A 25,448-nucleotide genomic window follows, 5' to 3' on the forward strand; every position below is an offset into this window, starting at 1 on the left:
TGGATGCTTATTGATGTCTGTCGAAAAATATACCACTTACTGCAGCGTTCTCCCCACGTACATGGTTGATCCGAATTCGTATGCTTCCGGTATAATTAAAGATCAGATATTTTCCATTTTGATAATCCTTAATTAACTGAACAGGTGAGATGAGTTTAAGTGTATTGGCATCAAATACTTCTACGGCAGAGCGCCTTTCTTTGTTATCCCAATCTAAAAAATACAAAGCAATTTGATGGGACTGAGTTCCGGCAACCTGAACATCCATCGTTATGGTTTGCAAAGTGGGCGCAGGATCTTTAGTTACAACTGCACCAAAGGTACGGTTAGTACCTGTTGTGTTGCGGAGCACCCTATTGTCTGCCGGCAATTCCGAATGAACATTTGCCTCATTTCTTAACTTTACTGATGATACATAGACAGGCAATTTCTGTAAATGTTTATTATTTTGAAGGTAATTAAACAACACAAATCCTTCTTTGCCATAGCTACCCTTCCAATTTCCAGAAGTTAAACTATCTTGCCGGAAGATATTAATAGGGTAATTCCAGGGGATATCTTTTACTTGCGCCGCTTTATTTAATGTTTTATAAGTTATCTTATACTCGTATTTCCCTGGCGTTAGGTTATTTACATTTATGTAGCCATCTTTAATTTGAAATCCCTCTCCATTCAAAATTGGTTTTCCATTTAAAGAAAGTGACTTTACAGTATTACCACCTAATGGAATTGCAACCCGTTTTGCTAAGGTGCCCTTTGGTATTTCGAGTATAGTTATCCCAGATTTTACATTAAAGCTGGCAGAGATCAATCCATTTAATGTTGGTGTGCTTCCATTAACATAAGATATGGTATCTCCTAAATGAGGCATGATTTCAAAGACTTTGAAGCCCGGTTCCAGTGGCTTTATGCCTAAAACCTCTTCCGACAGCCATTTAACTACTCCTGCGCTCCATGGATGTGTTAAGCTGGTATATCCGCATTGGTTATTCGGCGGAGCATCATTTTTATCGAATATTGCGTTCCAGCTTGGTCGGTATACTTCAAAAAATGTTGTTCCTCCGTATTTGATTTGTCCAGCCCAGCAATCTTTAACTGCACTTATCGCTTCTTTATGCTTTTGCATTTTGGCCATCGCCCCTATGATAAAGTATTCGTTAAAAGGGGAGTAAGACAAGCGGTTTACCCGATCAGTATAGTTCCGCTGATAAAACAGTGCATCTTCCTTAGGTGTTGTAAGGCCAGTATTAATGGCGTCTGCCGATGCATGAAGTCCAAATTCATTTGGCCAGTTCTTTTTCTTTCTTTCTTCAGCAATTTTCTGCTGGGCATAATTGGTATATTTCTGTGCCAGGTCAGCCCTTCCAATTTGTTTCATTAAGCGACCAAATTCGGCCCATGAACGTATGGTGAGCATTGAATAAGCACGCTGAGATTCGTGGATATCCGGATTTTCAAAACCTGCTCCGAGACGTTCGTCCCAACCGTAAAAACCTAACTTAGGCGATTTACCAAAATGCTGGTATGCGAGATCTAGTTTTTTACAGGCATTATCGATATATCTTTTGGCAAATTCAACATCTCCTGTATAATTTACATAGTCAATAAGACTTAAAACCCAATAGAGAGAATAGCTTAGAATGCCATTATTCAGATCTGCCGTATTAATGGTATTGGCTTTCACAAAATCATAATTGCCAAAGGCAACCATTGAGGCTGCCTGCGATGGATAAGCATCTCCGGTCCACGAATGGCGGTCGCTCCGTTCCATTAATATTGCTCCAAAATAGTCTTTTTGGAGATTTAACTTAACAGTATAGGCACCGGTATACCATATTCTGGTCAGTTCCGAATCACTACAGGAAAAGCTACCTTGATAATTTACAGGTTTAACCTGACAAACCAAACGAAGACTCTTAATGTGCCAGTTTTGTTGATGAGAAAGCACATTTATCCAGCCAAACCTTACTCCTTCATAAAATTCAGGATTTAATTCTAACCGGTAAGTTTGCCCATGTTTAACAGGAGCCATTGTTTTAAGCGGATGTAATGCACCACTATTTACAATTGCGGGCTCATTATATTCGCTGATACCTATGGTTACACTATCGATTAAGTCGTCAGATTCAAATTCAAGCCAGCCAGCATTTGTTTGTCCAAAATCAAAACAAATTGAACCTTTTCCATTTACAGCAATTACGCCGGTCTTCTTAAATTCATTTGTATTAAAACTATCCGGAGTTGAAGTTGTCCAGCTAACTGGTTGCAAGCTATAGCTTTCCAGACCATCTGATGCTCTAGGATCATCCCAACTATAATTAATAAGGGGATCGGGCGAAAACGGGTTTTCAGTCAGTTTCTTTTTTGCAGAAATCAGAGGATAGATACTGCTTTGCGCGTGTACGCTTTGAATGCAACTTGAATAGAATACAAAAAAAGTAATTACAAAAAATACACGCGCTAAATGAATCATAAAAAGCTACTCCTAAATACAGTGAAATCTAATTTGGTTTAAAGCGAAGTTACACGCTACCCTTAAAATTTCATTGCTATAAAATGGCTTTTCTTTACACTTTTTGACACTAATTTACATCACCATCCCTTAATTGCACCACCTTTGAATTCTATTTCGGCTGCCTGTGCTACTTCCGCAGATTGATATGCCTTTACAAAGTTTTTGATTTCTGCTCTGTCCTGATCCCCTTCCCTGGTGACAATGATATTTACGTAAGGTGATTTTTTATCTTCTACAAAGATTCCGTCACGCTCTGCAACTAAACCTACAGGTGTAGCAAAAGTATTGTTAATAATAGCTACAGTTACATTTTGATCGTCTAAAGCCCTTGGCAACTGAGGAGCTTCAAGTTCAACTATTTTAAGTTGTTTTGGATTTCCTACAATATCATTTACAGTAGGTAATAAGCCCACTCCATCTTTCAGCTTCAATAGGCTCGCTTTTTGCAACAACAACAATGCCCTGCCGCCGTTGGTAGGATCATTGGGTATAATAATGGTGCTACCGTCTTTAAGCTCTTCAATTTTTTTAATCTTTTTCGAATAACCCGCTAGTGGATAAACAAATGTATTACCAACAATTGCAAAGTTATAACCCCGCTGCTTGGCCTGCACATCTAAATAAGGTTTATTTTGAAATGCATTCGCATCAATATCTCCCTGATGAAGCGCTTCGTTGGGCATCACATAATCATTAAATTGTACCAGCTCTACGTCTAATCCGTATTTTTCTTTAGCTACCTTTTGAGCAACCTGAGCTATTGTATATTCCGGGCCCGATTCAACTCCAACTTTAATGTGATTGGGAGTGTTCTTTTTAGAATTGCCTCCGCAGCCGAATAAACCAACAGAAGCTATAATTGTAACTATTGCAAGGGCTTTAATTTMTATTTTCATACGCATTTTTAATAAGTTATTTTCTATGATCTACTTTTTTGGCTATAAAATCGCCAGTAAACTGTATAAAGAATACAAGGGCTACAAGTGAAACGAGTACCGTATTCATTACAGTTACATCGTATCCTACATATCCATACTGATACCCTATCTGGCCTAGTCCACCTGCACCTACAGCTCCTCCCATTGCAGAATAACCGACAAGAGTGATTAAAGTAATTGAAGCGGTATTGATTAAAGATGGAAGCGCTTCTGGAAGCAGGACCTTGTAAACAATTTGAAATGGTGTTGCTCCCATTGCCCTTGCGGCCTCTACCAAACCATGAGGAACCTCGATCAGGCTATTTTCTACCATGCGGGCAATAAATGGTGCCGCACCAATGCTCAAGGGAACMAATGCAGCTTCTACGCCAATAGAGGTACCAACAAGCATCCTTGTAAAGGGTATCATCCAAACAATTAGTATAATGAAAGGAATAGATCTAAAGATGTTAACAATAACCGACACGGTATTATTAAGTCCTCTGTTCTCTAACACTTGTCCCTTGCGGGTCATAAACAACAGTACACCTGTTGGCAAGCCAATAACAAATCCAAAAAAACCGGACACAAAAGTCATGATGATTGTTTCCCAGGCTCCTTTAAAAAGAAGTAAAATCATTGACTCAGACATATCCCAATACCTCCACTCTTATCTGTTTTTGATTATAAAATTCTATTGCCTTTTGGTGGTTCTCTTCAGTACCCGAAACCTCAATTACCATTGCACCAAATTTAACTCCACCGGCATATTCAATTTGCGCATAAATAATGTTATTGTCTAGCTGAAATAAGCGACTTACTTCAGACAAGACAGGATCATCGGCAGATTGCCCTGTAAATTCCAATTTTAACAGTGGTTTTTTCTCTGCTTCTTTATTACTGCTTAACCTTTCCAAATATTCTAACGGGATATTGATTTTTAAAGAAGAGGCTATAAACTCCTTAGTAACATCCATTTGGGGATGCGCAAAAATCTCACTGACAGACCCTTGCTCAATAAGCTCTCCCCCGCTAATTACAGCAACCTGATCACAGATGTTTTTTACAACATCCATTTCATGTGTGATCAGTAAAATGGTAATATTCAGGCGTTTGTTAATATCTTTTAATAAGTTGAGAATAGATTTTGTTGTGGCGGGATCAAGCGCACTGGTAGCCTCATCGCACAAAAGCACTTTAGGGTTACTGGCCAAAGTACGGGCAATTGCTACGCGTTGCTTTTGTCCACCGGAGAGATTTGCCGGGTAATCATTATGTTTCTCTTCCAGCCCAACCAGTGCAAGCAGCTCAGCTACTCTATTACTGATCTCCTGCTTAGGCATTTTATCCAACTCCAGCGGGAAAGCTATATTCTCTGAAACAGTTCTGGAAGACAGAAGATTAAAATGTTGAAAGATCATTCCAATTTGTCTTCTCTCTTTAGCCAGATCTGCTGGGGATAAGTCCATCAGATTTTGTCCATCAACAATTACTTCTCCTGAAGTTGGTCTCTCCAATAAATTAACGCAACGGATTAATGTACTCTTACCAGCTCCTGAAGCCCCAATTACACCGAATATCTTTCCCTTAGGAACTTTTAGTGACACCTTTGACAGGGCAATAATTTCCCTGTTTTTCTGATGAAACTTTTTAGTTATATTTTTTAATTCAATCATTAAACTTATTGCAGTTTTGGACTTAGCTATGTATATAAAACTAAGTTCGCTGCAAAAGTAAGAATAATCATTAATAGTCTAGTGTATTAATAGACTTTTACATCTAACACACATTTATTTAACTAAAAGCCTCTTCTATAAGTTCTTTATTTATCATTGCGCCTGCTTTTGTACCCGCTGCCGTTGCAGCAGATACTGCACGAAACATTGTGGTATTATCTCCTGCAGCATAAATTCCGGAGATTGTTGTTCTCTGAAAATCATCAACACTAATAAAGCCTTGTTCATTGATGTTGCACCCAAGTTGCTCAGGCAATGTTGAGTGTTGGTTAAATCCCACTTTGGCAAAAACCGCTGATAACTTTTGTTTGCTTCCATCTTTAAAAACAACATTTGTAATATAGCCCTGATTGTGTTCAATTTCTACAATCTCTTTTTCTATAATTTCAATACCGTGATGTTTAATCCTCTCTGTTTGTTCCAGACTAAGAGTAGATTGTCCATTTGTAAGCAAAACCAGGTTTTTACTCCAATTATAAATTAGCCTGGAGAATTCAAAGCCCAAATCACCATTGGCAATAACACCCATTGGTTGATGTTTTACTTCATAACCATGACAATATGGACAATGCAGAACAGAAATACCCCAACATTCTGCAAATCCTTTTATATCAAGCATCTGATCACTAATACCGGTAGCAAAGAGTAATTTGCTTGCAGCAAATGATTCTCCGCTTTGTGTACTTATTATAAAATCATCTTCTGCTTTTGCGGCCCCAATTGCAAAATCTTCATGAATAGTTACTGTGCTATACTTTAAAACCTGATCTTTCGCTGCAGCGGCTATTTGTTCAGGAGGCAGTCCATCCTGAGTAATGAAATTATGTGAATGAGGGGTTTGCTTATTGCATGGTTTTCCGCTATCTATAATTAAAACCTTTTTTAGCGAACGTCCGAGTGCCATAGCAGCTGAAAGTCCGGCATAACTTCCCCCGATTATGATTACATCAAATCTTTTAGAGTCTTCCATCATTGTTTATTTATGTATAAAAAACTGTATTGCTTTTATAGCAACAAAACTAAATACAATAATCAACAATGCAACATAGTTGCAAATAAAGTCTGTTAACGGAATCTCATTTTTTGCAAACAGGTGTTAGTTTGATGAGCTTTTCCTCAAAGCCTTACTTCCGAAGATGTTATATCGGATAGCAAAAGCTTGCTGGCTATCAATTACCCCATCAAGGAAGTGAAAGGATAAAGTAAACTTACCTTCAATTCCTTTATATATTTTTGGTCGCCAGCTCAGATCCAACCTATTATATGTTTTGGCCGTATAGAATTGATCTCCATCCATGATGTGATGGCCGTCGCCTTTATAGAATGAATTGGTAACACCAAATCTGTGGTACTCTGCAGCCATTTCCAATAACAATCCTTTTGGTGTTTTCCAGCCTCCCACACTACGCTCACGCTCAAATGACATCAAACCACCTGTATTAAAAGTTAATGAGTCTAAAAATGTCCTGCCACTAAAATCTAAACCCACTTTAACTGCGAGTGCTCCGTTGTCTTCGATATGGTCACCCGGAATATCTATCGCAGGGCCTGCGTTATGTAGCATCATCGCATAATGAGAAACAAAGAACATGTCTTTTTTATAACGACCTGATAATCCGAATATAAAATTCTCTCTGTCGGTTGCTGTCTGACGGCTTGTCCAATCGATAAATAATAACTGTTTCCAATTTTCATTTTCATATTTAAGTAACATACCTTCCACATTTGGTCGGTAATAACCTAGCGTATCATTTAAAACAGCTCTTGGGAAATCAGAAAGCAAATCTCGTCTTGGAAACATTCCCATATAAAAATTCCAGTTTTGTTGCGTAAACTGATAATAAACAACAGGATCTATTTTATTGGTAAATTTAGGCGAACCAAATTCATGCAATGCATTAAACCCAACTCTAATCCGGTGGGTACTATCAAGTAATAATCCCAGTTCAGGAGAAAATCTTAATCCGAATATAGTTTGAGAAAATCGATTAGATCTGGCATACTCCCTATTATCTGCAAAAGTGTGAATATTGAGGTTACCTTCGATTTCCTGAGAATAAATTTTTGTTACAGCAGAGGACAATAGAATAATAGTTAACAGAATTTTAATTCTCATATATTTAAGATGTGCTTTTAAGGTCTGATTTACCGTGTTATTATCAATAGGATGGTCTAATATCTTTGTTTCAATAACACAGGCAAATATTAGATAAAATAGTCTTATTTTAAAACTTAATAAATGTTAGTTTGTAAAATTTAATTGTTAAGTCCCATGACCATAAATCAATTGCGTTTAATCGTCTCTCTTTTGATGTTTATGATCTCAAATGTAGGTCTGTCACAAAGCAAAATTGTTGTGTTTCAATCAGATTTTGGTTTAAAGGATGGCGCCGTTTCAGCTATGAAAGGAGTTGCAATGGGCGTATCTTCTGAACTTAAGCTTTACGACCTCACACACGAAATTCCTGCATATAATATCTGGGAAGCTTCTTATAGGCTCATGCAAACTGTACCTTACTATCCCAAAGGAACAGTTTTTGTTTCTGTTGTAGACCCCGGAGTTGGTACTGAAAGAAAATCGGTAGTATTAAAAACCAATACCGGTCAGTTTATAGTTACCCCTGATAATGGAACTTTAACATTAACGGCAGAGCAACTAGGGATTGAAGAGATAAGGGAAATTGATGAAGCGGTTAACAGACGAAAAGATTCAGGCAAATCTTACACTTTTCATGGAAGAGACGTATATGCATATACTGCAGCCCGATTGGCATCAGGCGTGATCTCTTTTAATGAAGTTGGAAAAGTATTGCCCAAAGAGGTTCTAAGCATTCCTTATCAGAAAGCAATTATCATTGGCAAAACGCTTAAGGGCAACATTCCAATATTAGATGTACAATACGGCAATATATGGACCAACATAGATGCTGAACTTGTAAAAAAGTTCAATTTAAAATACGGTGACCTCTTAAAAATTTCAATTTTCCATAACGACAAAAAAGTGTATGAAACTGAGGCACCATATAGCGAGACCTTTGGCAATGTACCAAAGGGCAAACCATTATGCTACCTCAATAGTTTACTGCAACTTTCATTTGCCTTAAATCAAGATAGCTTTGCCACCCTACACAACATACAAAGTGGAAGCGATTGGAATGTAGAAGTAACTAAGTTAGACTTCTGACAATTGAAGTTCTTCTTTCGGGATATCCTGAATCACATCAGCCTGTTTCTTTTTTACCATAACACTTACCCTGTAAACGAAAATACAGCAAACAGCAATAATCACTGAAACAACGATGCCTAAGATGCCATAATTTTCAAGTGGGCTTGTACTATTTTTTTGGGTAACTATAAGCCCTGCACACAAAGCGGCGATACCTCCCGCCATTTGCTGAAGCGAAGCGTTAACACTCATAAAAGCCCCCCTATCTTTCATATCCGGGATACTCATTGTAAGGGTAGTTGCAGGAATCATCCTACTCATTATCCCCATAAACAGTACCATATTGACTAATACAACTTGCCAAAGTGGTATAGGTACCAGATTTGTATAAATTAGTATCATTATTACTGCCAGGGCGGAACCCGCGCTAAACAACATAAATTTATCAATTTTATCGCTTAACTTCCCTATTAATGGCATTATTATAATTGATGCAATACCGGTAAACATAAATACCATAGGCAATTGTTGAGGAGTTATATTTATGTTATTAATCAGATAAGCGCTACTAAAAGGCATAAGCATAAAACCTCCAACGCTTAAAAAGGCTGTAGCGATAAAACCTGTTTGATAAGATTTATTTGAAACTGCATGCCATAAATGCAAAAAGGCACTTTTATCTGACTGTAGAGCAAGGTGCTTATCTATAGGTTTAACCTTTATTACAATGGTTATAGCTATTAGTACTGCCAGACCAACGATCATTAAAAAGGAAGAATGCCAGCCCCATAAGTTCGCAAAATAAAGGCCGATTGGAATACCCAGTACCTGACTGGCAGCAAATGCCATTTGCACAAATCCCATCACCCTGCCACGCTGGTTTACCTCAAATAGATCGGTCATGATGGTCATTGAAATGGCGCCAATAACACCTCCAAATAATCCTGTTATTATTCTGGCACCTAACAACATCCAATATGTTGTTGCTAAGGCACAGCATAGGGTACCAACAATAAATCCTGCGTAGAAAAACAATAGTATTTTTTTACGATCGAATTTATCTGCAAAACCAGCAGCAAGTATCCCTGATGCACCTGCACTAAATGCATAAGAAGATACCACAACTCCAAAACCTTTTGGAGTAATTGAAAGTGATTTCATTAAGTAATCACCCAAAGGCGCGAGAACCATAAAATCAAGCACTATTGTAAATTGAAGTAAAGCCAACAAGGCTATTACCAACTTTTGATAGTTGCTAAACGGTAAAATTATATTAGTTGACGATTGTTTCATGAGTTTTCTTTTATTAGGTCAATTCTTCACACTGATATCCATTTTTTGAAACCAGTTGAATTACATCATCCAGCTTCAAAATTGGGGATACGATACGCAGCACACAATCAACATCTTGTTGATCTACGGTCCATTGTTCTATTTTATGTTTTTCCATTACTTTAGCTATGAGCATTTTGTCATCAGCAGTTTGAATGTTTGTTTTAAAAAGCAGAATATCTTTAAAATCTGGTTCCATATGTTTTATTTTTTTAGTGCCTTTAGCACTAATTCAAAAGTGCCCCAAAGGGCTTTATCTGTCAGAATGAATGGTTTACCCCCAATGCTTCTACCATCAAAATGAAATCTGACAAGGTTATACAGCGGGGCAAAAGCTACCGACCAGTAAACCTCCAGCTGCATTGGGTTAATTTCGCCTCTATTGATTGCATTGGTCATAAATTTGCCAAGTGTTATCTTGAAATTATTCACGATAGTTCCATAAACCTGCTCCTGATAAGTTGAAGTCCTTAGTTGCTCAAGAAACTGTGCTGTTATAGGATTTTCAAGCATACACTTTGCTCTATTTTTCCATTGTTGTCTTAGTCCAACTTCAAAAGATACTTCAGGATCGAAATCTTCAAGCATTATATCACTCATCCGCTCTGCTTCTTCCATTGCTATCTGCAAGATCAAGTCGTCTTTATCTTTATAATAAATGTATAGAGTAGCTACAGATATCTTGCACTCTTTAGCTAACTTATTCATGGTAAAACCTTCAAAACCTATCTTTACAAGCAACTCCATTGCCTTCTGTTTCACCAACTCTACTTTATTCAGATCTCTTGCGCGCATAATGCTTTTCAAATATCATCACAAATATAAATGAATATTCATTCATTTATATTATATATTAAAAAAATATTTTAGATCGTATTGAACAACTAGCTATAAGTCTTGGTTCTATATAAATCGAGAAAAAATTGAACTTATTGGATTTCTTATGTGTTATAGATTAAATCTTTAAATTCTAATACTATGAAAAGTCCAAAGAATAAAACCGTAAAAGCAGAGATAATAGATCAGAAAAAGCCCAAAGGCCCTGAACCAGAAAATTCAACTTCTGCAAAAGATGCCAAAAAGGTTAAAACTGAGAAGAAACCTTAAATATCTCTTACAATTCCCATTTCTTACAACCTTATTTGTAAGAAATTTAGTGCAAAGTATTTTAACAATTCGGAAACATTTTCAAGTTTTAACTGTAGGTATATTAACTAACCACTTAAATGCTAAAATCATGAAAACTAGAATTTTATTACCAGCTGTATTATGCTGCTTGCTTAGTTTAAATGCTTGCCGAAATACAGAAAATAGCACAAGCAGTACTTTGGCTGATTCTTCTCTAGAGCAAACGATGACTGATACCACGGCTGTAAACCGCGGTGAGGGAATGCAGTTCTTTTTAGAGAAAGCGGCTAATGCTGGTAATATGGAGGTAGAGCTTGGTAAAATGGCAACATCAAAAGCCAGTAATGTTAGGGTTAAAAAGTTTGCTGAAAAAATGGTTAAGGATCATACTAAAACCAACGATAATTTAAAAAAACTGGCCGATAAAAAGAAATTAACAATACCGACCTCTATTCCTGAGGCCGATCAGAATCATATAAATGAAATGGCAAAACTATCTGGTGCTCAATTTGATAAACACTATATGGATATGATGGTAAAAGATCATATAAAAACCCTTGATTTATTCAAATCAGCAACAACTTCTGGAGATATAGATGTAAGAAGGTTTGCCGCCAAAACACTTCGTATGATTGAAGGGCATTATAAACTTGCCACAGATTTGAGTTTTGACTTAAAATAAAAAAGAGGGCTGAAAATTTCAGCCCTCTTTTTTATTTTTTCTCTGCCCTGATAGCCTTCACTTCTGAGGCTTTGATGGCACTAGCCTTATTCCCAAAACTGTTCCTTACAAAGGTTAACACATCAGCTATTTCCTGATCTTTTAAAAAGCCATGCGAAGGCATTACATTGGTATAAACTTCCCCGTCTATTTCAATTTCTTCTGCCAAACCATTAAGAGCTATCTTAATTAACCGGGTTTTATCGCCAAGAACATAAGTTGTTTTTATTAATGGAGGATTCATATTCTGAACCCCACCTCCATCTGCCATATGGCAACTTAAACAATATTGATTGTATACTTTTTGTCCGTTAGCCAAAACTGATGCAGAAACAACGTCAGTTTGGACTGTCTTTTTGGTTTTCCCTTTTGTTTGGGCATTTAATTTTATACCMCCTATTGTTAAGATCAAAATGATCGTTAAAACCTGCTTCATCAAACTTTTTATTTTTTATTATAGACGATACGATAAATTGCTCCTTTAACATCATCCGTTACATAAAGGGAACCATCAGATCCCTGGGCCAATCCACAAGGGCGATGGTCTGCCCTTCCGGCAGCGGCTTTTTCAGGTGTACCAGCAAAATTATCTGCAAAAACTTCCCAATCGCCAGAAGGCTTCCCATCCTTAAATGGTTGAAATACTACAAAATATCCTTTTTGAGGTTCAGGAGCACGATTCCAGGATCCGTGAAAAGCGATAAAAGCACCGTTTTTATATTTTTCCGGGAACATATTTCCGGTATAGAATAGCAAACCATTTGGTGCCATATGTCCTGGAAAGGCAACTGCGGGGTCTATGAATTTTGAATCAGCCTCTTTCTTTTTATCACCGCCGTATTCCGGAGCTACTATTTTTTTATGTTGGATCTGATCATAGTACATAAATGGCCAGCCTGCATTATCACCTTGCTTTAAAGCATATAAACATTCTGCAGGAACTTCAGCGGATTCCTTTTCATTATAAAGCTCTGGCCAGGAACTATTCAGGTTATCTCTGCCATGCTGCATAACAAAAAGCTGGTTATTTTGCTGATTCCAATCTAATCCAACAACATTTCTTAGTCCGGTAGCAAAACGAACACCCTGACCGTAGCTTTGATTGAGTTCTTTTGCTTTAAACTGCCATATTCCGGCCATAGAATCTAACAATGGGCACCCTTCTATTCCCGGAGAACGTAACCCCCGATCTTGTTCCTGACAAGAATTTGAATTTACGCCAATATTTACATAAACATTTCCATTATTATCTAAAACAAGTGATTTGGTTTCATGCTGGCGTCCGGCCTTTAAACCTGTAATGATCTTTTCGGGTTTATTCGGGTCAATTACTTTATTTTGTGCATCGAGCTTGTACCTAAATACTTCCTGATTTGATGATGCATATAAGTATCCATCTTTCAAGTAAATTCCGGTACCTCCATAGTTGCCAAAGCCACCTGTAACCTGAGCCTTACCATCGCTGCTCTCATGAAGTACAATAATCCCCTTTTCTTCTTTGGATCTGGCGAGTTTAACATAGATGTCTCCTTGCGGGGTAACAACCAGATGTCTGGCTTTTGCCCCTAGCTCTGCCACTTTTAACGCGCCAAAACCTTCTGGCAACTTCAATCCTGCGTTATCGGCATCAGGTATTGGCCCGTTGCCCTTTAAATGACTATTTGAAATATCTTTGAAAGAATATAATGCAATAAAAACCATTGCACTTAACAAAACCGGAATTAATACTGATTTTTTCATCTGGTAATTTATTTGAAGAACTTTTCGCTATTTAAAGTTATCGTTTTCCGCTGCATTTTTCATCTAAATTAGCGTAATAATGCAGTTGCACACCACAGTATTGGCGCTTGCCCATGTAGGTCGCCTATATTACGTTTGCGATCTAAATAATACTGGCGGTCGTTCTTTTTATTTGTACCCTCACAAACTTCTCTTACCTCATCATTCTCATTGATGTAAGTGACTAAGCCAAGCCAGCCCTTACGGGCAGCTTTCCCATAAACTTCCTTATCCAGCCAGCCATTTTTCACACCTGTAATCATTGCAAAAGTAAACATAGCCGTTGATGAAGTTTCTTCCCATGCCTCGGGGTCATCGATTAACTGACGCCACATTCCATTGTCGGCCTGATATTTAAGCAACGAAGCCATCATGTTTTTATAGCCTTTCATAATGCGTTCATAATTTGGATTGTTTTTAGGTATAGACCTAAGCAATTCAGCCATACCCACAGCCATCCAGCCATCTCCTCTACCCCAAAAAAAAGGAACATCGGGCGCGTGATAAAACAAGCCATTAGGCTCCTGAAGCTTATCTAAATAAAAAACCATCTCTTTAGCCGCCCTATCTATATACTTTACGTCTCCAGTGGCTCTATACGCTTGGGCTTGAACAGCGGTGATCATATACATATCATCTATCCATAAACGTGTTTGCCAGGTATAGCCCTGGTTGTAAAACTCATGCGATTCGGGTTTTACTCTTGGGCCTTCTGGCGGTGCCCATTGTTTATCAGCAATTGACAACCCGAGATCGAGATATTTTTTATCTTTTGTTTGTATGTAAAGCTCTAATGGAACAGATCCAAATACAGTATAATCTACATGATCAGGTACAGGAATCATTTTGGCTTCTTCGCCAAAAAGGGGTTCGAACCTATCCGCCAGCTTTTTAAGCATCTCTTTATTTCCACTTTGTTTTGCAAAAGTCAAAGCACCATACCAGGCACAGGTTTCCGGATAAGTAATCACCTTTGGAGGTCCTGGTCTATTAAAATTCGTATGCGGCGTTACTATGAAATGATTTGCTACCCTTGTTCCAATTTCCTTTGGTGATGTTCCTTTTGGCCAATTCTTTAAATTAGCTTCTTTTGATTGTGCCTTTACGTTAGGCTGTCCGACAATCATAAAACAGGACATAAAAGCTGCTATGCTTAGAATTTGGTTTTGATTCATGTTAGTCTATTTATTTTTTGATGATTTCTAATTCTTTTGATATTCCTGACGATTTATTTCCAATCACTTTTACATTAGTGCTTGCTGTTCCTTCAACACGAACAAGTGCTTTTGCTCTCCCTTTAACAGTAACATTTTTTACCAGTGCTGTTTTTACATTTTCCAAGCGGATAATCGACTCTCCTCCTTTAGTATCCGGAAGATTCCAATTGTTAACCTCCAAATCACTTCCATCCTCACAAACTAAGGCTGGTCTCAGGTCATTTCCAGAAAGATTAAACTTAACATTAATAAGCTTCAATCCCTTAACATGCCTTGCCCAAATACCGTATGCGGGAACCCGCGGACCAAATGTTTTAACTTCGGGATATTGATCAATTGCTTCGGGTACTGCTTGCCTGCCATGAGCTGCAGTTCCGCCTCCGGCCAAACTAATTTCTATATTCTCAAGCGTTAAACCAGTGATGTAATGTCCGGGAATGCCTGTGATCAAAATACCTGTTGGAGGCATTAATTGCGCATCGGCAGATGCTTTGACTTTAACATTTTTAATTACAACATTTTCAAAAGTACCTGTTTGCTGTTTTGTATCAGCATCTTTGCGGAACACACTTAATCGCGATCCAAGACGAAATAACATTGGGGTCCTAACTTCTTCCATGGTTATATCTGATATTTCAATATTTCGTAAATGCGCACCATCAACGGTAAGCAGCTTAATGCCTCCATTTCTAGTTTCATAGATATGACAATTTGAAATTTTAATATTCTCGAAAGCTGCCATGGATTCGGTTCCCATTTTAATTCCCGCCTGATTGCTTTTAAGTCTTAAACCTGTCACCACAATATTCTTACAGGCCATTTTACTTGATGTGGTTTTAAACACCAGTGCATCATCTCCACTTACTACATCACAATCTTTAATTACAACATCCTGACAGCCATCAATACCGATACCATCATTATGGGCAACACCCACACTTTGGATCTTTACATTTTCAATATTTATCTGTCTGCTCTGAAAGTAGTGAGAAGTCCATGCCCCTGCATATTTTAAAGTTACGCCTTTAACATTTACGCCAGTACAACGTACAATTCGTAAAAGAAAAGGCCTCATCCCCCATCGTTGTCCTTCGGGCCGGGTATCAGTAAGTATGTGTTTTGCTTTAATCGCAGACCCCTGACCATCAATTGTCCCTTCACCTGTAACTCCAATGTTTTTGGCATCAACAGCTACAAGTAAAGCCCATCCAACATCAATACCCAGTCCCTCAGTAAAAGGGTCAATATTTTTATAATCTTTAAGATCTATACTCCCTAGCAAAACAGCGTTCTTTTGAAAACTGATTGTTACATTATCCTTAATAACGATAGTTCCTGATAAGAATTTGCCTTCAGGAAAGATTACACTTCCACCACCCGATTTATAGCATTCATCAATTGCTCGTTGAATAGCATTGGTATTTAAGGTTACCCCATCTCCAACAGCACCATATTTGATGATGTTAAAGTCGGCAGCCCTTACAAAACTTGTAAAAGCCGCCAACACACATAAACTAACCAATAATTTCACTTTAATCATTCTAATCATTATCTCTAATTAAATATAGCTATTAAGTATAATCTGCTAAAACCATCCCGGGTTTTGCGGGTATTTCGGGCCTGTAGTTGTAGCATCAATCTGATCCTGAGGAATAGGTCTAAGCACATGGAAATCCATAATATTTGCTCCTGCTTCCGGATTATAATTTTTAGTTTTCACCCTATCAATTAATTTACCGGTTCTTACAAGATCCCACCACCTAACATTCTCTCCACATAATTCCCTCGAACGCTCATCTAAAATAAAATCAAGTGAAGGAATTGAAGCAACATCCATTACAGAAGGATTTGGATTTGGGAACGCAGCCCGCCTTCTGATAATATTGATATGATTAACCGCTTCTGAAGCCGCTGCACCGCCCATAAATGCTGCTTCTGCTGCAATCAAATGGGTTTCGGCTAAGCGATATACAATAACAGGTCTAATCGAGGGATAGTTTAAATCTGCGCGTTTAGTGTCATTATATTTTTTCATATAAGGCGATAAAGTATTATCATACTTACGTGGAGGTATCAGTAAATATCTGGATGCTGCTATTTTAGCATCACTAACATCATACCCAGGCATAAATATCGCAGTATCGCCTAAGGCAAACTTAGGTTGCCCTACTACAGCATTTGCAGGTGCTCCTGGCGGAAGCGGATTTTCCCACTTGGGAATGGACGCGGCATTATTACACAGCCAAACGGTTTGAAAAGTTTTTGCATATCGGGTGTCATTTACGCGCTCTGCAAAAGCTTCATTTGTTAACCATGCTGTAGGAACACAACGAATATAGGGCCTTCCATAAAACACATCGCGTTTCATTCCCGGACGAAGCTCATATTGTGGTACCCACATATGGTTTAGTACGTTATCTGCCCCACCACTATTATTCGGCCCATTATATGCCAAATTTGAGGTATGCTGTACTGTCCACAATACTTCATTACTATTCTCATTTCCTTCTGCATAAACACTAGCAAAATCAGGGAGCAATGTGGCCCCACTTGTATTGATTACCTGCATTGCAGAGGTATAAGCATTTGTATAATCATCTGCTTTTTTAGCAGATGAGCCAGCTCTGGTTAAATATACTTTAGCCAATAAGTGCATAGCAGCAGCTTTATTAGCCTGTCCTGGCAAAGCCCCGCTTGACTTAGGACCGGCAAATAAAGTTGGCTCTGCAAGTACATCTTTAAGATCCTGAACAATAAAATCGTATACCTCAGCTAAAGGCTGACGGGATGCAGAAGTTGTAGGTGTACTTTGGAAATTTTTATTCAAAGTAACATCACCCCAAAATTGCACAAGGATAAAATAGTAATTTGCCCGTAAAAACTTAGCTTCTGCCACAATTCTATTTTTAAGATCATCTGCAACCCCAGTAACCTTAACTGCATTATCAATTACACCATTACAGGTATTAATATTAACATAACAGTCTTTCCAAATTGCGGAGACAGTTCCATTTTCAGTATTGTAATTACTATTGTATTTATTGATGTTGTTGTTTCCATCTTTACCTGTGTAAAACTCATCCGTACCAATCACCGTCATAGTGAATAGGTTTTGGTTCCCCCAGAAAGAGCGGGTACCTGCATAAGCCGCATCAAGTCCCTTCTGAAAACCCTGGGCCGTAGAGAAAAAATCTGGCGTTAGTGTTGAATGTGGCTCTTCTATTAAAGCTTTTTTACATCCGCCTGTAACTGCCAGGCAGAAACAAGCCAATATTATGTATATATTTTTCATTAGTATATAATTTATTGTAAAAATTATAAGGTCATGTTTAAACCAAACACAATTGAATAAGTTGCAGGTGTATCAACACCAACTGACCCCTTATTATTTCCTCCATTAAGAGCCTCCGGATCTATGCCTTTATAAACATTCCTGTACTTTGAAAAAAGAATAAAAGCATCATTGGCAGAAGCGTAAACCCTCAAAGTTTTACCTCCAATTTTAGCAGCAAGAGCTGTAGGCAGATTATATCCAAGCGTCATGCTTCTGATCTTAACAAACGTACCATCAAAGTACCCTAATACTCCTCTATTAGGTGTGTTTGTTGCGGCAGCATTAGGCTTGGGCCAGAAATTTTCATGGTTGGTTGGTGTCCAATAATTAACATCCAGGTTGTTATAATTTCCTTGAAAAGTATTGGCAAACCCACTATTATGAACACTGCTAATAATGGTACTTCCAAATCTTCCAAAAGCCACTACCGTAAAATCTAAGTTTTTATACGCAAATCTGTTTGTAATACCCCCAGACCAGTCGGGCTCACTAGACCCAATAAACGTCTTATCATCAGCATTGATTTTCCCATCACCGTTCACATCTGCAATTCTAATATTACCTATTACAGAACTCGAACCTTGTTTGACAGTTAATCCGTAAGCCAATGCTAATGCACTATCAGCCGGTGTATTTTGCCATATTCCAACTCTTTTATCATCATAAATTACACCAATTGGCTGCCCTACAAAACGTCCATTAGCTATATCATTAATTACGCCGTCTTGTAACTGGGTAATTTTCCCTCTATTAACAAAAACATTAAAATCTGTGCTCCAGCTAAATTTATCTTTACCATCACCGTTAAAATTCACAGTGCTCACCTGAAATTCAAAGCCTTTGTTCTCGGATTTCCCTACATTGGTTACTATCGCATTTGGTATTCCGGAAGTAAATGGAAGATCCTGAGGCAGCAACAATTTATCGGTATAAACTTTATAAGCCTCAATTGATCCTGTAATCCGATTGTTTAAAATACCAAAATCTAAACCGATGTTAGCAGTAGCGGTATTTTCCCACGTTAAATTTGGATTAGGAACGTTAGAAAGGTATAAGCCAGTTGTAGTCTTATCACCAAAATTATAAACTGCTCCAGATAAACTACCCAGGGTTTCATAAGGATCTATGGATGTATTTCCAACAACACCGTAACTAGCTCTCAGTTTTAAATTTGTAAATACCTTTGAGTCCTTCATGAAATTTTCCTGAATGATATTCCATCCCGCAGCAGCAGATGGAAACACTTTATATTTACCTCCGGGAGCAAGTCTCGATGAACCATCCGAGCGCATAGTTAAGGTTAATAAGTATTTATCTTTAAATCCATAGTTAATCCTTCCCATATAAGAAATGATTGACCATTTGGAGTAACTACCGCTACCAACCAGATTCGAGCCCAAAGCCGGGTTGTAATACCAAAGGTTATCGGCCAGAAGGTCATTATTACTAAATGAATTTGATTGATTCTGTGATTGCTGATAACTAAACAATCCGGTAAAATTCAACTTATGATCTTCAGCAATCACCTTATCGTAAGTTAAAATATTCTCTAAGGTATAATTAGAACGGAAGCCTGTTTTATTATTTGACTTAGACAATCCGCCCAAATTATCAGAAGTAGCACTGGCAAAGAAGTTACCGTAAACATCAGATTTCACCTCAGCGCCTGCATTAAACCTGTACTTCAAACCATCAGCTATTGCTGCTTCTAAATAAAGTGTTGTAAAAGTTCCATATCTTTTTCTGTTTTCTACTTTGGCTCCTTCAACAAAGTCTCCAAGTGGATTCCATACCTGATTGGCACTGCCCGGCACAAATCCATATAACTTACCATCGGCATCATATGGCGTAGCCAATGGGCTTGCCCGCAGAACCTGTCCCATTGGATTCGCTCCTTCTCCCTTGGTGGTATTAAATGAATTTAAGGAGTTTAATCCTACCTTAAAATATTTACCCAACTGCTGATCAACGCTCAATTTCACACTATATCGTTCATAAGCTTGTCCGGGATAAATGCCCGTTTCATTAAAATATCCCCCCGAAACGGAATACTGCGTTTTTTCTGTCCCACCTGAAACACCTACCTGATGATTGGTCTTTATTCCATTTTTATATATCAGGTCCTGCCAATCAGTGCTTCGTCCACTTGCAATGCCGTCTAGTTCCTCTGCAGAGAAAATACCACTAGTTAATATTTTTGGATCATCAATTCCGGTAAAAATAGGCTTGTTATTCTTGTCGAAATTACCGTTAACTACAGCCCATCTTTTTAGCATTTCAAACTGCTTACCATCCATCACGTCAATCTTGCCCAAATTCTTAGTTACTCCGGCGTAACCACTGTAAGTTACTACTGGCGCCCCTTCTTTTCCTCTTTTGGTAGTTACCAGAATTACTCCGTTAGCTCCTCTTGACCCATAAATAGCGGTAGATGATGCATCTTTCAACACTTCTACAGACACTACGTCGTCTGGATTTATATCATTAATATTTCCATTATAAGGTATACCATCAACTACAAAAAGCGGGTCATTATCAGCTCCGATTGACCTGGCACCTCTTATCCTGATAACAGGTGCAGTTCCAGGTTTACTATTACCACTTCCCTTCTGGATATCTATACCGGAACCCCTGCCTTGCAGCGCTTGAGATAAATTGGCAACAGGCACCTCTCTTAATGACTTTTCATTAATAGAAACAATGGATCCTGTTATATCCGATTTCTTTTGTGTTCCATAACCTACCACAACAATTTCGCTTAATGTTTTATCTTCGGTTACAAGAGTTACATTAATTGTTGACCGATCAGCAACAGGTATTTCCTGAACTGCAAAACCCACGGAAGAAAATACCAGGGTTCCTGAGCCATTAGGAATTGTGATGGAATAGTTTCCATTTACATCGGTACTGGTGGTTGTTGAAGTACCTTTTAATTTAACACTTACACTAGGTAAGCCGCCGCTGGCATCCGATACTTTTCCTTTAACAATAAATTGCTGGAAGGAGGAAAAGCCATCAAAACTACAGCAGCATAACAGAAGCACCAGAAGGCACCACTGAATAGAAAATGCTCTACTAATCATGGTTTAAGATTGTTTAGGTTTAAATATTTGATTAGTCTAATGAAGAGAAATTTGCCCGCATTTTTGTCTGTTGCGTTAGCATATTCTTCAACCAGATTGTCATTTAGATAAGCCCTGGAAGCTAGTTCATTGCTACAATTTCAAAAACAGAACTGCTTAATGGAGTGATCTTCCCTGGAGAAAGATTTAACCCAACCTTCATCAGATAGTCTCCACTATAAACTTTATCGTTATCCGGATGTGTTGATTTTGTATCTGGCAACAGATTAATCTCCTTAATTTTATATTGTTTTAACGGATCAAGCCCTTCTAAAGTAACTCTTCCCATATACTCTTTACGTCTGAAATTGAGGAGGTAATTAAACAAAACTGCTTTATTTTTATCCTCACTCACATACATCATAACCGCTCTGTTTTCCTCATAAGGTGAAATCAGTCGATACAAATCTCCAAACCAAATTACATTGCTAATGCGTTTATAATTTTTAACCGCTTCATTGCTAAATATAATTTCTGCATCAGTCAAATTTTTCACCCGAATATCGTACCCAAGTTTGCCCATCATTGCAACATCCGTACGAAACTTAAGCGACTGTTTACCCATAGAAGTTACATGGCTTGAAACCGCTACAGATGGAAAAAAGTTAAGATAACCCCATTGAATAAAAATGCGTTCCAGCCCATCAGTATTATCGCTAGGCCAAAATTCTGTAAAATACTTTAATCCACCATAATCAACCCTACCACCTCCACCTGCACAAAGCATAATGGGCAAATGAGGATGTTTTCTTCTTATCCGCTCTAAAATATCATACAAACTTTTGGTATAATCAATAAATAAATTTCCCTGATTCTCTTTAAGATATGGCGAATATGTATTTGTCATCATTCTATTGCAATCCCATTTTATAAAAGCAATACCAGGATTCTTTGAAACCAGGTCATCAACCATATGGAATACAAAATCCTGCACTTTAGGGTTAATCAGATCCAATACCAATTGATTACGGGAATAAGCTTCCTCTCTGTTTGGTAATTTCAAAATCCAGTCAGGATGTTTTTCATACAACTCACTTTTCGGGCTCACCATTTCCGGTTCTATCCAAATTCCAAACTTTAGCCCTTTTGCAGTTGCTTCTTTTGTAAGAAAGCCTAAACCGCCAGGCAATTTTTTCTTATCTACCTGCCAGTCTCCTAATGCAGTTTTATCAGCATCGCGCGGATATTTATTGCCAAACCACCCATCATCCAGTAAAAACAGATCCACACCTAACTTATCTGCCCCATCAAATAACTCAACCAAAATATCCTGGTTAAAATCCATGTGAGTAGCTTCCCAATTATTCAATAATGTTAGTTTCGGCTTGTCTCCATCCAACACACCATACCTTCTTGCCCATCTATGTAAATTTCTGCTGGCCGTCCCCTTGCCTTTATTAGAATAGGTAAATATAAAAGCAGGAGTTTCGAACGTTTTACCAGGCAACAATTTATATTCTGACGCGTAAGGATTCATACCGGTAACCATACGTAATGAATTCTGCTGATCTATTTCAAAAGAGCATTGAAAATTACCCGACCATGCCAATGTCCCGGCAATCAATTCACCGCTGTTTTCGTCTGCAAGTTTATTCAATGAAAGAAAAAATGCCGGAGCACGATACATTTGAGCACGTGTCCCCAGTTTACTATCCAGAATTTTGATACCTGTTGTAAGCGGTGTTTCTTTCATTCTCATTTCGGTCATATAATCCCCATCAAATTGGCTAAGCCAATACTTAGAGGCATCAAAATGAAGCATTGAAGAAGCATAGTTTGTGAGTGTTATGGGTTTCTTCTCATTGTGTTTTATAGTTGTCCATTGCTTAATGATGTCTTCATTTTTATAAGCAGTAAAATGAAGCACTACTTCAATAGCATATTGCGGATCTTTAAGCGTAATTGTGGTAGCCGTTACATTATCATCCTTTTCTGTTTTATCGGTTACGTATTTTAAATCAAGTGATGGGTTTCCATCAGCATGGACAATTCTTATAGCCGGCTCAAACAAATCACCCATTCCAGCTCCTATATAAGCTTCCCTGCGCGTAGATCTTAGCAAACCCTCATCAACTGAACTATTTAGCTTCTGACCCAAATAACTCTGATAAAGTTTATTATTATTACCAACAGTAAAAACAAGCGACGCATTTTTAGTATCTACAATAATCTGTTTTTCGGATTGTCCGAAAGATATTAACCTAAAAGAGACAAGCAGAATACTAAAAAACAGAATGGATTTATTCATGACGGATTAAAAGTTTATAATTATAACTTGATCAATTGAGTTGCACCTACTTTTACTTGATATTTGTTTACCTTACCGGCTTTCTTGACCACAATTGCCAGTTTATCTTTTCCGGCTCTTGATATTTCCAGATCGAATACATTTCCAAAAGAGTGGATATTTCGCAACGCAAACTTGTTCCATGCCTTTGGCATTCTTGGTGCGCAATTAAAGCTATTAAATCCAATAGGTCGTATGCCAAAAAGTCCTTCAGTAAATATTCTACAATACAAACCACTTTCTGCAGACAAATGGCGTTGGTTGCCTTCAGGATATGCCTCCACGGGATATGGAACATGATTGCCAAGTAACCTCCTTCTCGAATAATATTTTATAAAATCCATCGCTTTTTCAGTGTCTCCGGCTTCAAGAACTCCTCTTAATGCGTAAAGTGTAGAACGATCCCAGAAGGTTTCTTTACCGGCCTGTGTGGCTAGTCCATCAGCAGTCCACAAACGTGGAGAAAACAGGGCATCGATCGTTCCCTTTTTTCTATCAAATATTCCTACGGTAAGCGGCAAACATATCCATGCACGTAGCACATCATTCCCTTCGTAATATTTATAGGTCTCGTAACCTTCAACATTCCCACCAAAATACTTTTCAATATTGATTTTCAATGCATCTGCCTGTTTACGATACCCGTCTATTTGTGTCTTCGGCTTGCTCAGTAGCTTCCCTAGTAGCGTTGCAGATCGCAACGCATCATAGTATAAGGTATTTGTGGCCAGATTTGCTTTCCCGGCAGGAAAACGCCCCTCAAGTTCATCTTTATCAGAATTCACCACCCCCTCATTATTCATTTTTCTTCTGCTAAATTCCAGGCACCATTCAATCAAGGGCCACAATACGCGTGCTGAGTCTATGTTTCCATTCGCCAAAGCATAGCGTGATGCGCCATAAGCTATCATTGCCTGGTCCCCTCTATCTCCAGCGCCTTTCCATACCGCATMCCCTTCAGCAACAATAGAACTTGGAATTGGCTTATAATCCGGATTCATATATTTTGCAAACCAACGATAAGAATTCATTGCGGACTGATTGCCAACCCTGTCTCCCAAAAATGCAAAGAATGGGTTAACATATTCTGCCTGATCATTAGCCCATATTGCAGCATAATAAGCCAAACCACCCGGTCCATGCATATAGCCGCCCTTTGTTTTATAAATACTTTCCGTAGCTCTTAGTTTAGCAAACTCAAATGCTGTATTAAGTATATCATCAGGAGTTTCTAGTTTAAGTGGCGCCTGAATCTCAGCGATCCTTTCTACCCTTTTTTGTTCTTCCAGATCAGGATTAATGGCCTCTATATTTTGTGGTGTATCTGTTGCGAGATAATAAACGGCAAAGGTTATTGATTTACCAGCTTTCAAAAGGCGGCTGCCTTCTCCTATTGTACCCATTATTACCGAATGAGATTGTACTTTACTTTTAGAAGGATCTGTTCTTACTTCACGTCTTAAATATTCCATTGAAATGGTTTGGTCTTTATCTGATTTATTAGTAAAAATAAATTTCTCAATAGCCATAGGCCTATCCACAGAAGGAAAAAGCTCTCTTTCTATTTCCGTTAAAACAGGCATACCTGTTTCGGCAGAAACCTTCATAATCCCTTTATGATTTATCTTTTTAATACTATAACCTAATGTGCCAGATTTGCCACTTTTCTCAATAGAAAAATCTAATAACCTGTTGTTTATATAAAACCTTGGCAGTTCATTATCCTGAAAAGAATAAGAAATATGTGTTCTTGTCCCATCAGGCAACATTCTAAAAGTTGGAAATACAACTGTTCTGCTAATCTTCGATTTTCTGTTGCTATCTAAACCATACTCAACCCATAGTGCTACCTTTTCTCCCGCCATCTCAATATGATCAGTATGCGGCAATTCATTTTTAATGGACCAGCTTATACTGCCATTGTCCTCAATGCTCCAACGATCTGCTTGTTTAGGCAACGCGCCCTGTTGAGCATAACTAAATGATTGAATGATACCCATACAAGTTGTGAGCACCATGGTATGAATAAGATTTCTCTTCATGGTTCTTTATTTTCTTAATCCTATTGTAAATTATTCATTCTTGATTGCAAGTGCAATTTGAGTAATACTTAGAGCTAATCTATTGCCACTATTAGCTAAGTAATCAACCGTATTAGCATATTCAGGTACGCAGGGTTTTTCATCTTGAAAAA

The 25,448-nt window shown here is 38.0% G+C and carries 20 protein-coding genes; 3 read left to right on the forward strand and 17 right to left on the reverse strand.

Annotation, left to right across the window (positions count from 1 at the left end):
* Positions 1-7 precede the first annotated feature (7 nt).
* The 6 genes from AC1DDK_RS00235 to AC1DDK_RS00260 form a co-directional block, all read right to left on the reverse strand.
* The gene (locus AC1DDK_RS00235) at positions 8-2,473 is read right to left on the reverse strand and encodes an alpha-L-rhamnosidase C-terminal domain-containing protein (protein WP_337715045.1); all 2,466 of its coding nucleotides are present in this window, start codon (positions 2,471-2,473) and stop codon (positions 8-10) included.
* Between the two features lie 119 nt (positions 2,474-2,592).
* Entirely contained in the window at positions 2,593-3,411 is an 819-nt protein-coding gene (gene metQ, locus AC1DDK_RS00240) for a methionine ABC transporter substrate-binding lipoprotein MetQ (RefSeq protein WP_477633736.1), read from the reverse strand.
* Positions 3,412-3,427: 16 nt separating this feature from the next.
* A complete protein-coding gene (locus tag AC1DDK_RS00245; protein ID WP_477633737.1) occupies positions 3,428-4,072 on the reverse strand; it encodes a methionine ABC transporter permease MetI in 645 nt (214 codons plus the stop codon).
* A 4-nt stretch (positions 4,073-4,076) separates the two neighbouring features.
* Positions 4,077-5,108: a methionine ABC transporter ATP-binding protein MetN gene (gene metN / locus AC1DDK_RS00250; protein WP_172663685.1), complete on the reverse strand. Its 1,032-nt coding sequence runs from the start codon at positions 5,106-5,108 to the stop codon at positions 4,077-4,079.
* A gap of 118 nt (positions 5,109-5,226) precedes the next feature.
* On the reverse strand, positions 5,227-6,141 hold the full coding sequence (locus AC1DDK_RS00255; RefSeq protein WP_337715047.1) for an NAD(P)/FAD-dependent oxidoreductase: 915 nt from the start codon (positions 6,139-6,141) through the stop codon (positions 5,227-5,229).
* A 123-nt stretch (positions 6,142-6,264) separates the two neighbouring features.
* Positions 6,265-7,284, reverse strand: coding sequence for a hypothetical protein (locus AC1DDK_RS00260; RefSeq protein WP_288880370.1), 1,020 nt, complete (start codon positions 7,282-7,284; stop codon positions 6,265-6,267).
* 156 nt (positions 7,285-7,440) lie between these two features.
* Between AC1DDK_RS00260 and AC1DDK_RS00265 the strand changes: the two genes are divergently transcribed.
* The gene (locus AC1DDK_RS00265; RefSeq protein WP_337715049.1) at positions 7,441-8,352 is read left to right on the forward strand and encodes an SAM hydrolase/SAM-dependent halogenase family protein; all 912 of its coding nucleotides are present in this window, start codon (positions 7,441-7,443) and stop codon (positions 8,350-8,352) included.
* Here AC1DDK_RS00265 and AC1DDK_RS00270 read toward each other — a convergent pair.
* From AC1DDK_RS00270 to AC1DDK_RS00280, 3 genes are read right to left on the reverse strand one after another with little or no spacing between them, the layout of a single operon-like run.
* A complete protein-coding gene (locus tag AC1DDK_RS00270; protein WP_288880375.1) occupies positions 8,341-9,627 on the reverse strand; it encodes an MFS transporter in 1,287 nt (428 codons plus the stop codon). The genes AC1DDK_RS00265 and AC1DDK_RS00270 overlap by 12 nt on opposite strands.
* A 13-nt stretch (positions 9,628-9,640) precedes the next feature.
* Positions 9,641-9,865, reverse strand: coding sequence for a hypothetical protein (locus AC1DDK_RS00275; RefSeq protein ID WP_172663688.1), 225 nt, complete (start codon positions 9,863-9,865; stop codon positions 9,641-9,643).
* A gap of 5 nt (positions 9,866-9,870) precedes the next feature.
* Positions 9,871-10,461, reverse strand: a complete 591-nt coding sequence (locus AC1DDK_RS00280) for a TetR/AcrR family transcriptional regulator (protein ID WP_172663689.1) — start codon at positions 10,459-10,461, stop codon at positions 9,871-9,873.
* Positions 10,462-10,644: 183 nt separating this feature from the next.
* Between AC1DDK_RS00280 and AC1DDK_RS00285 the strand changes: the two genes are divergently transcribed.
* The gene (locus AC1DDK_RS00285; protein ID WP_262889312.1) at positions 10,645-10,773 is read left to right on the forward strand and encodes a hypothetical protein; all 129 of its coding nucleotides are present in this window, start codon (positions 10,645-10,647) and stop codon (positions 10,771-10,773) included.
* A gap of 130 nt (positions 10,774-10,903) precedes the next feature.
* Entirely contained in the window at positions 10,904-11,476 is a 573-nt protein-coding gene (locus tag AC1DDK_RS00290) for a DUF4142 domain-containing protein (protein ID WP_477611728.1), read from the forward strand.
* 31 nt (positions 11,477-11,507) lie between these two features.
* On the opposite strand, the gene AC1DDK_RS00295 is transcribed toward AC1DDK_RS00290, so the two are convergent.
* From AC1DDK_RS00295 to AC1DDK_RS00330, 8 genes are all read right to left on the reverse strand, one after another.
* Entirely contained in the window at positions 11,508-11,951 is a 444-nt protein-coding gene (locus AC1DDK_RS00295) for a c-type cytochrome (protein ID WP_172663691.1), read from the reverse strand.
* Between the two features lie 8 nt (positions 11,952-11,959).
* Complete coding sequence (locus AC1DDK_RS00300; RefSeq protein WP_172663692.1) at positions 11,960-13,255, reverse strand: PQQ-dependent sugar dehydrogenase; 1,296 nt, start codon at positions 13,253-13,255, stop codon at positions 11,960-11,962.
* Positions 13,256-13,323: 68 nt separating this feature from the next.
* Positions 13,324-14,469: a glycoside hydrolase family 88/105 protein gene (locus AC1DDK_RS00305; RefSeq protein WP_172663693.1), complete on the reverse strand. Its 1,146-nt coding sequence runs from the start codon at positions 14,467-14,469 to the stop codon at positions 13,324-13,326.
* Between the two features lie 10 nt (positions 14,470-14,479).
* On the reverse strand, positions 14,480-16,060 hold the full coding sequence (locus tag AC1DDK_RS00310) for a glycoside hydrolase family 28 protein (RefSeq protein ID WP_337715053.1): 1,581 nt from the start codon (positions 16,058-16,060) through the stop codon (positions 14,480-14,482).
* Between the two features lie 36 nt (positions 16,061-16,096).
* Positions 16,097-17,803 (reverse strand): RagB/SusD family nutrient uptake outer membrane protein, encoded by a 1,707-nt coding sequence (locus tag AC1DDK_RS00315; protein WP_172663695.1) that lies wholly within the window; start codon positions 17,801-17,803, stop codon positions 16,097-16,099.
* A 23-nt stretch (positions 17,804-17,826) separates the two neighbouring features.
* A complete protein-coding gene (locus tag AC1DDK_RS00320) occupies positions 17,827-20,928 on the reverse strand; it encodes a SusC/RagA family TonB-linked outer membrane protein (RefSeq protein ID WP_172663696.1) in 3,102 nt (1,033 codons plus the stop codon).
* A gap of 121 nt (positions 20,929-21,049) precedes the next feature.
* Entirely contained in the window at positions 21,050-23,215 is a 2,166-nt protein-coding gene (locus AC1DDK_RS00325; RefSeq protein ID WP_172663697.1) for an alpha-galactosidase, read from the reverse strand.
* Positions 23,216-23,235: 20 nt separating this feature from the next.
* The gene (locus AC1DDK_RS00330) at positions 23,236-25,296 is read right to left on the reverse strand and encodes a glucosidase family protein (RefSeq protein ID WP_477633738.1); all 2,061 of its coding nucleotides are present in this window, start codon (positions 25,294-25,296) and stop codon (positions 23,236-23,238) included.
* Positions 25,297-25,448: the final 152 nt, after the last annotated feature.

It is taken from the genome of Pedobacter sp. 05T44 (assembly GCF_056395985.1).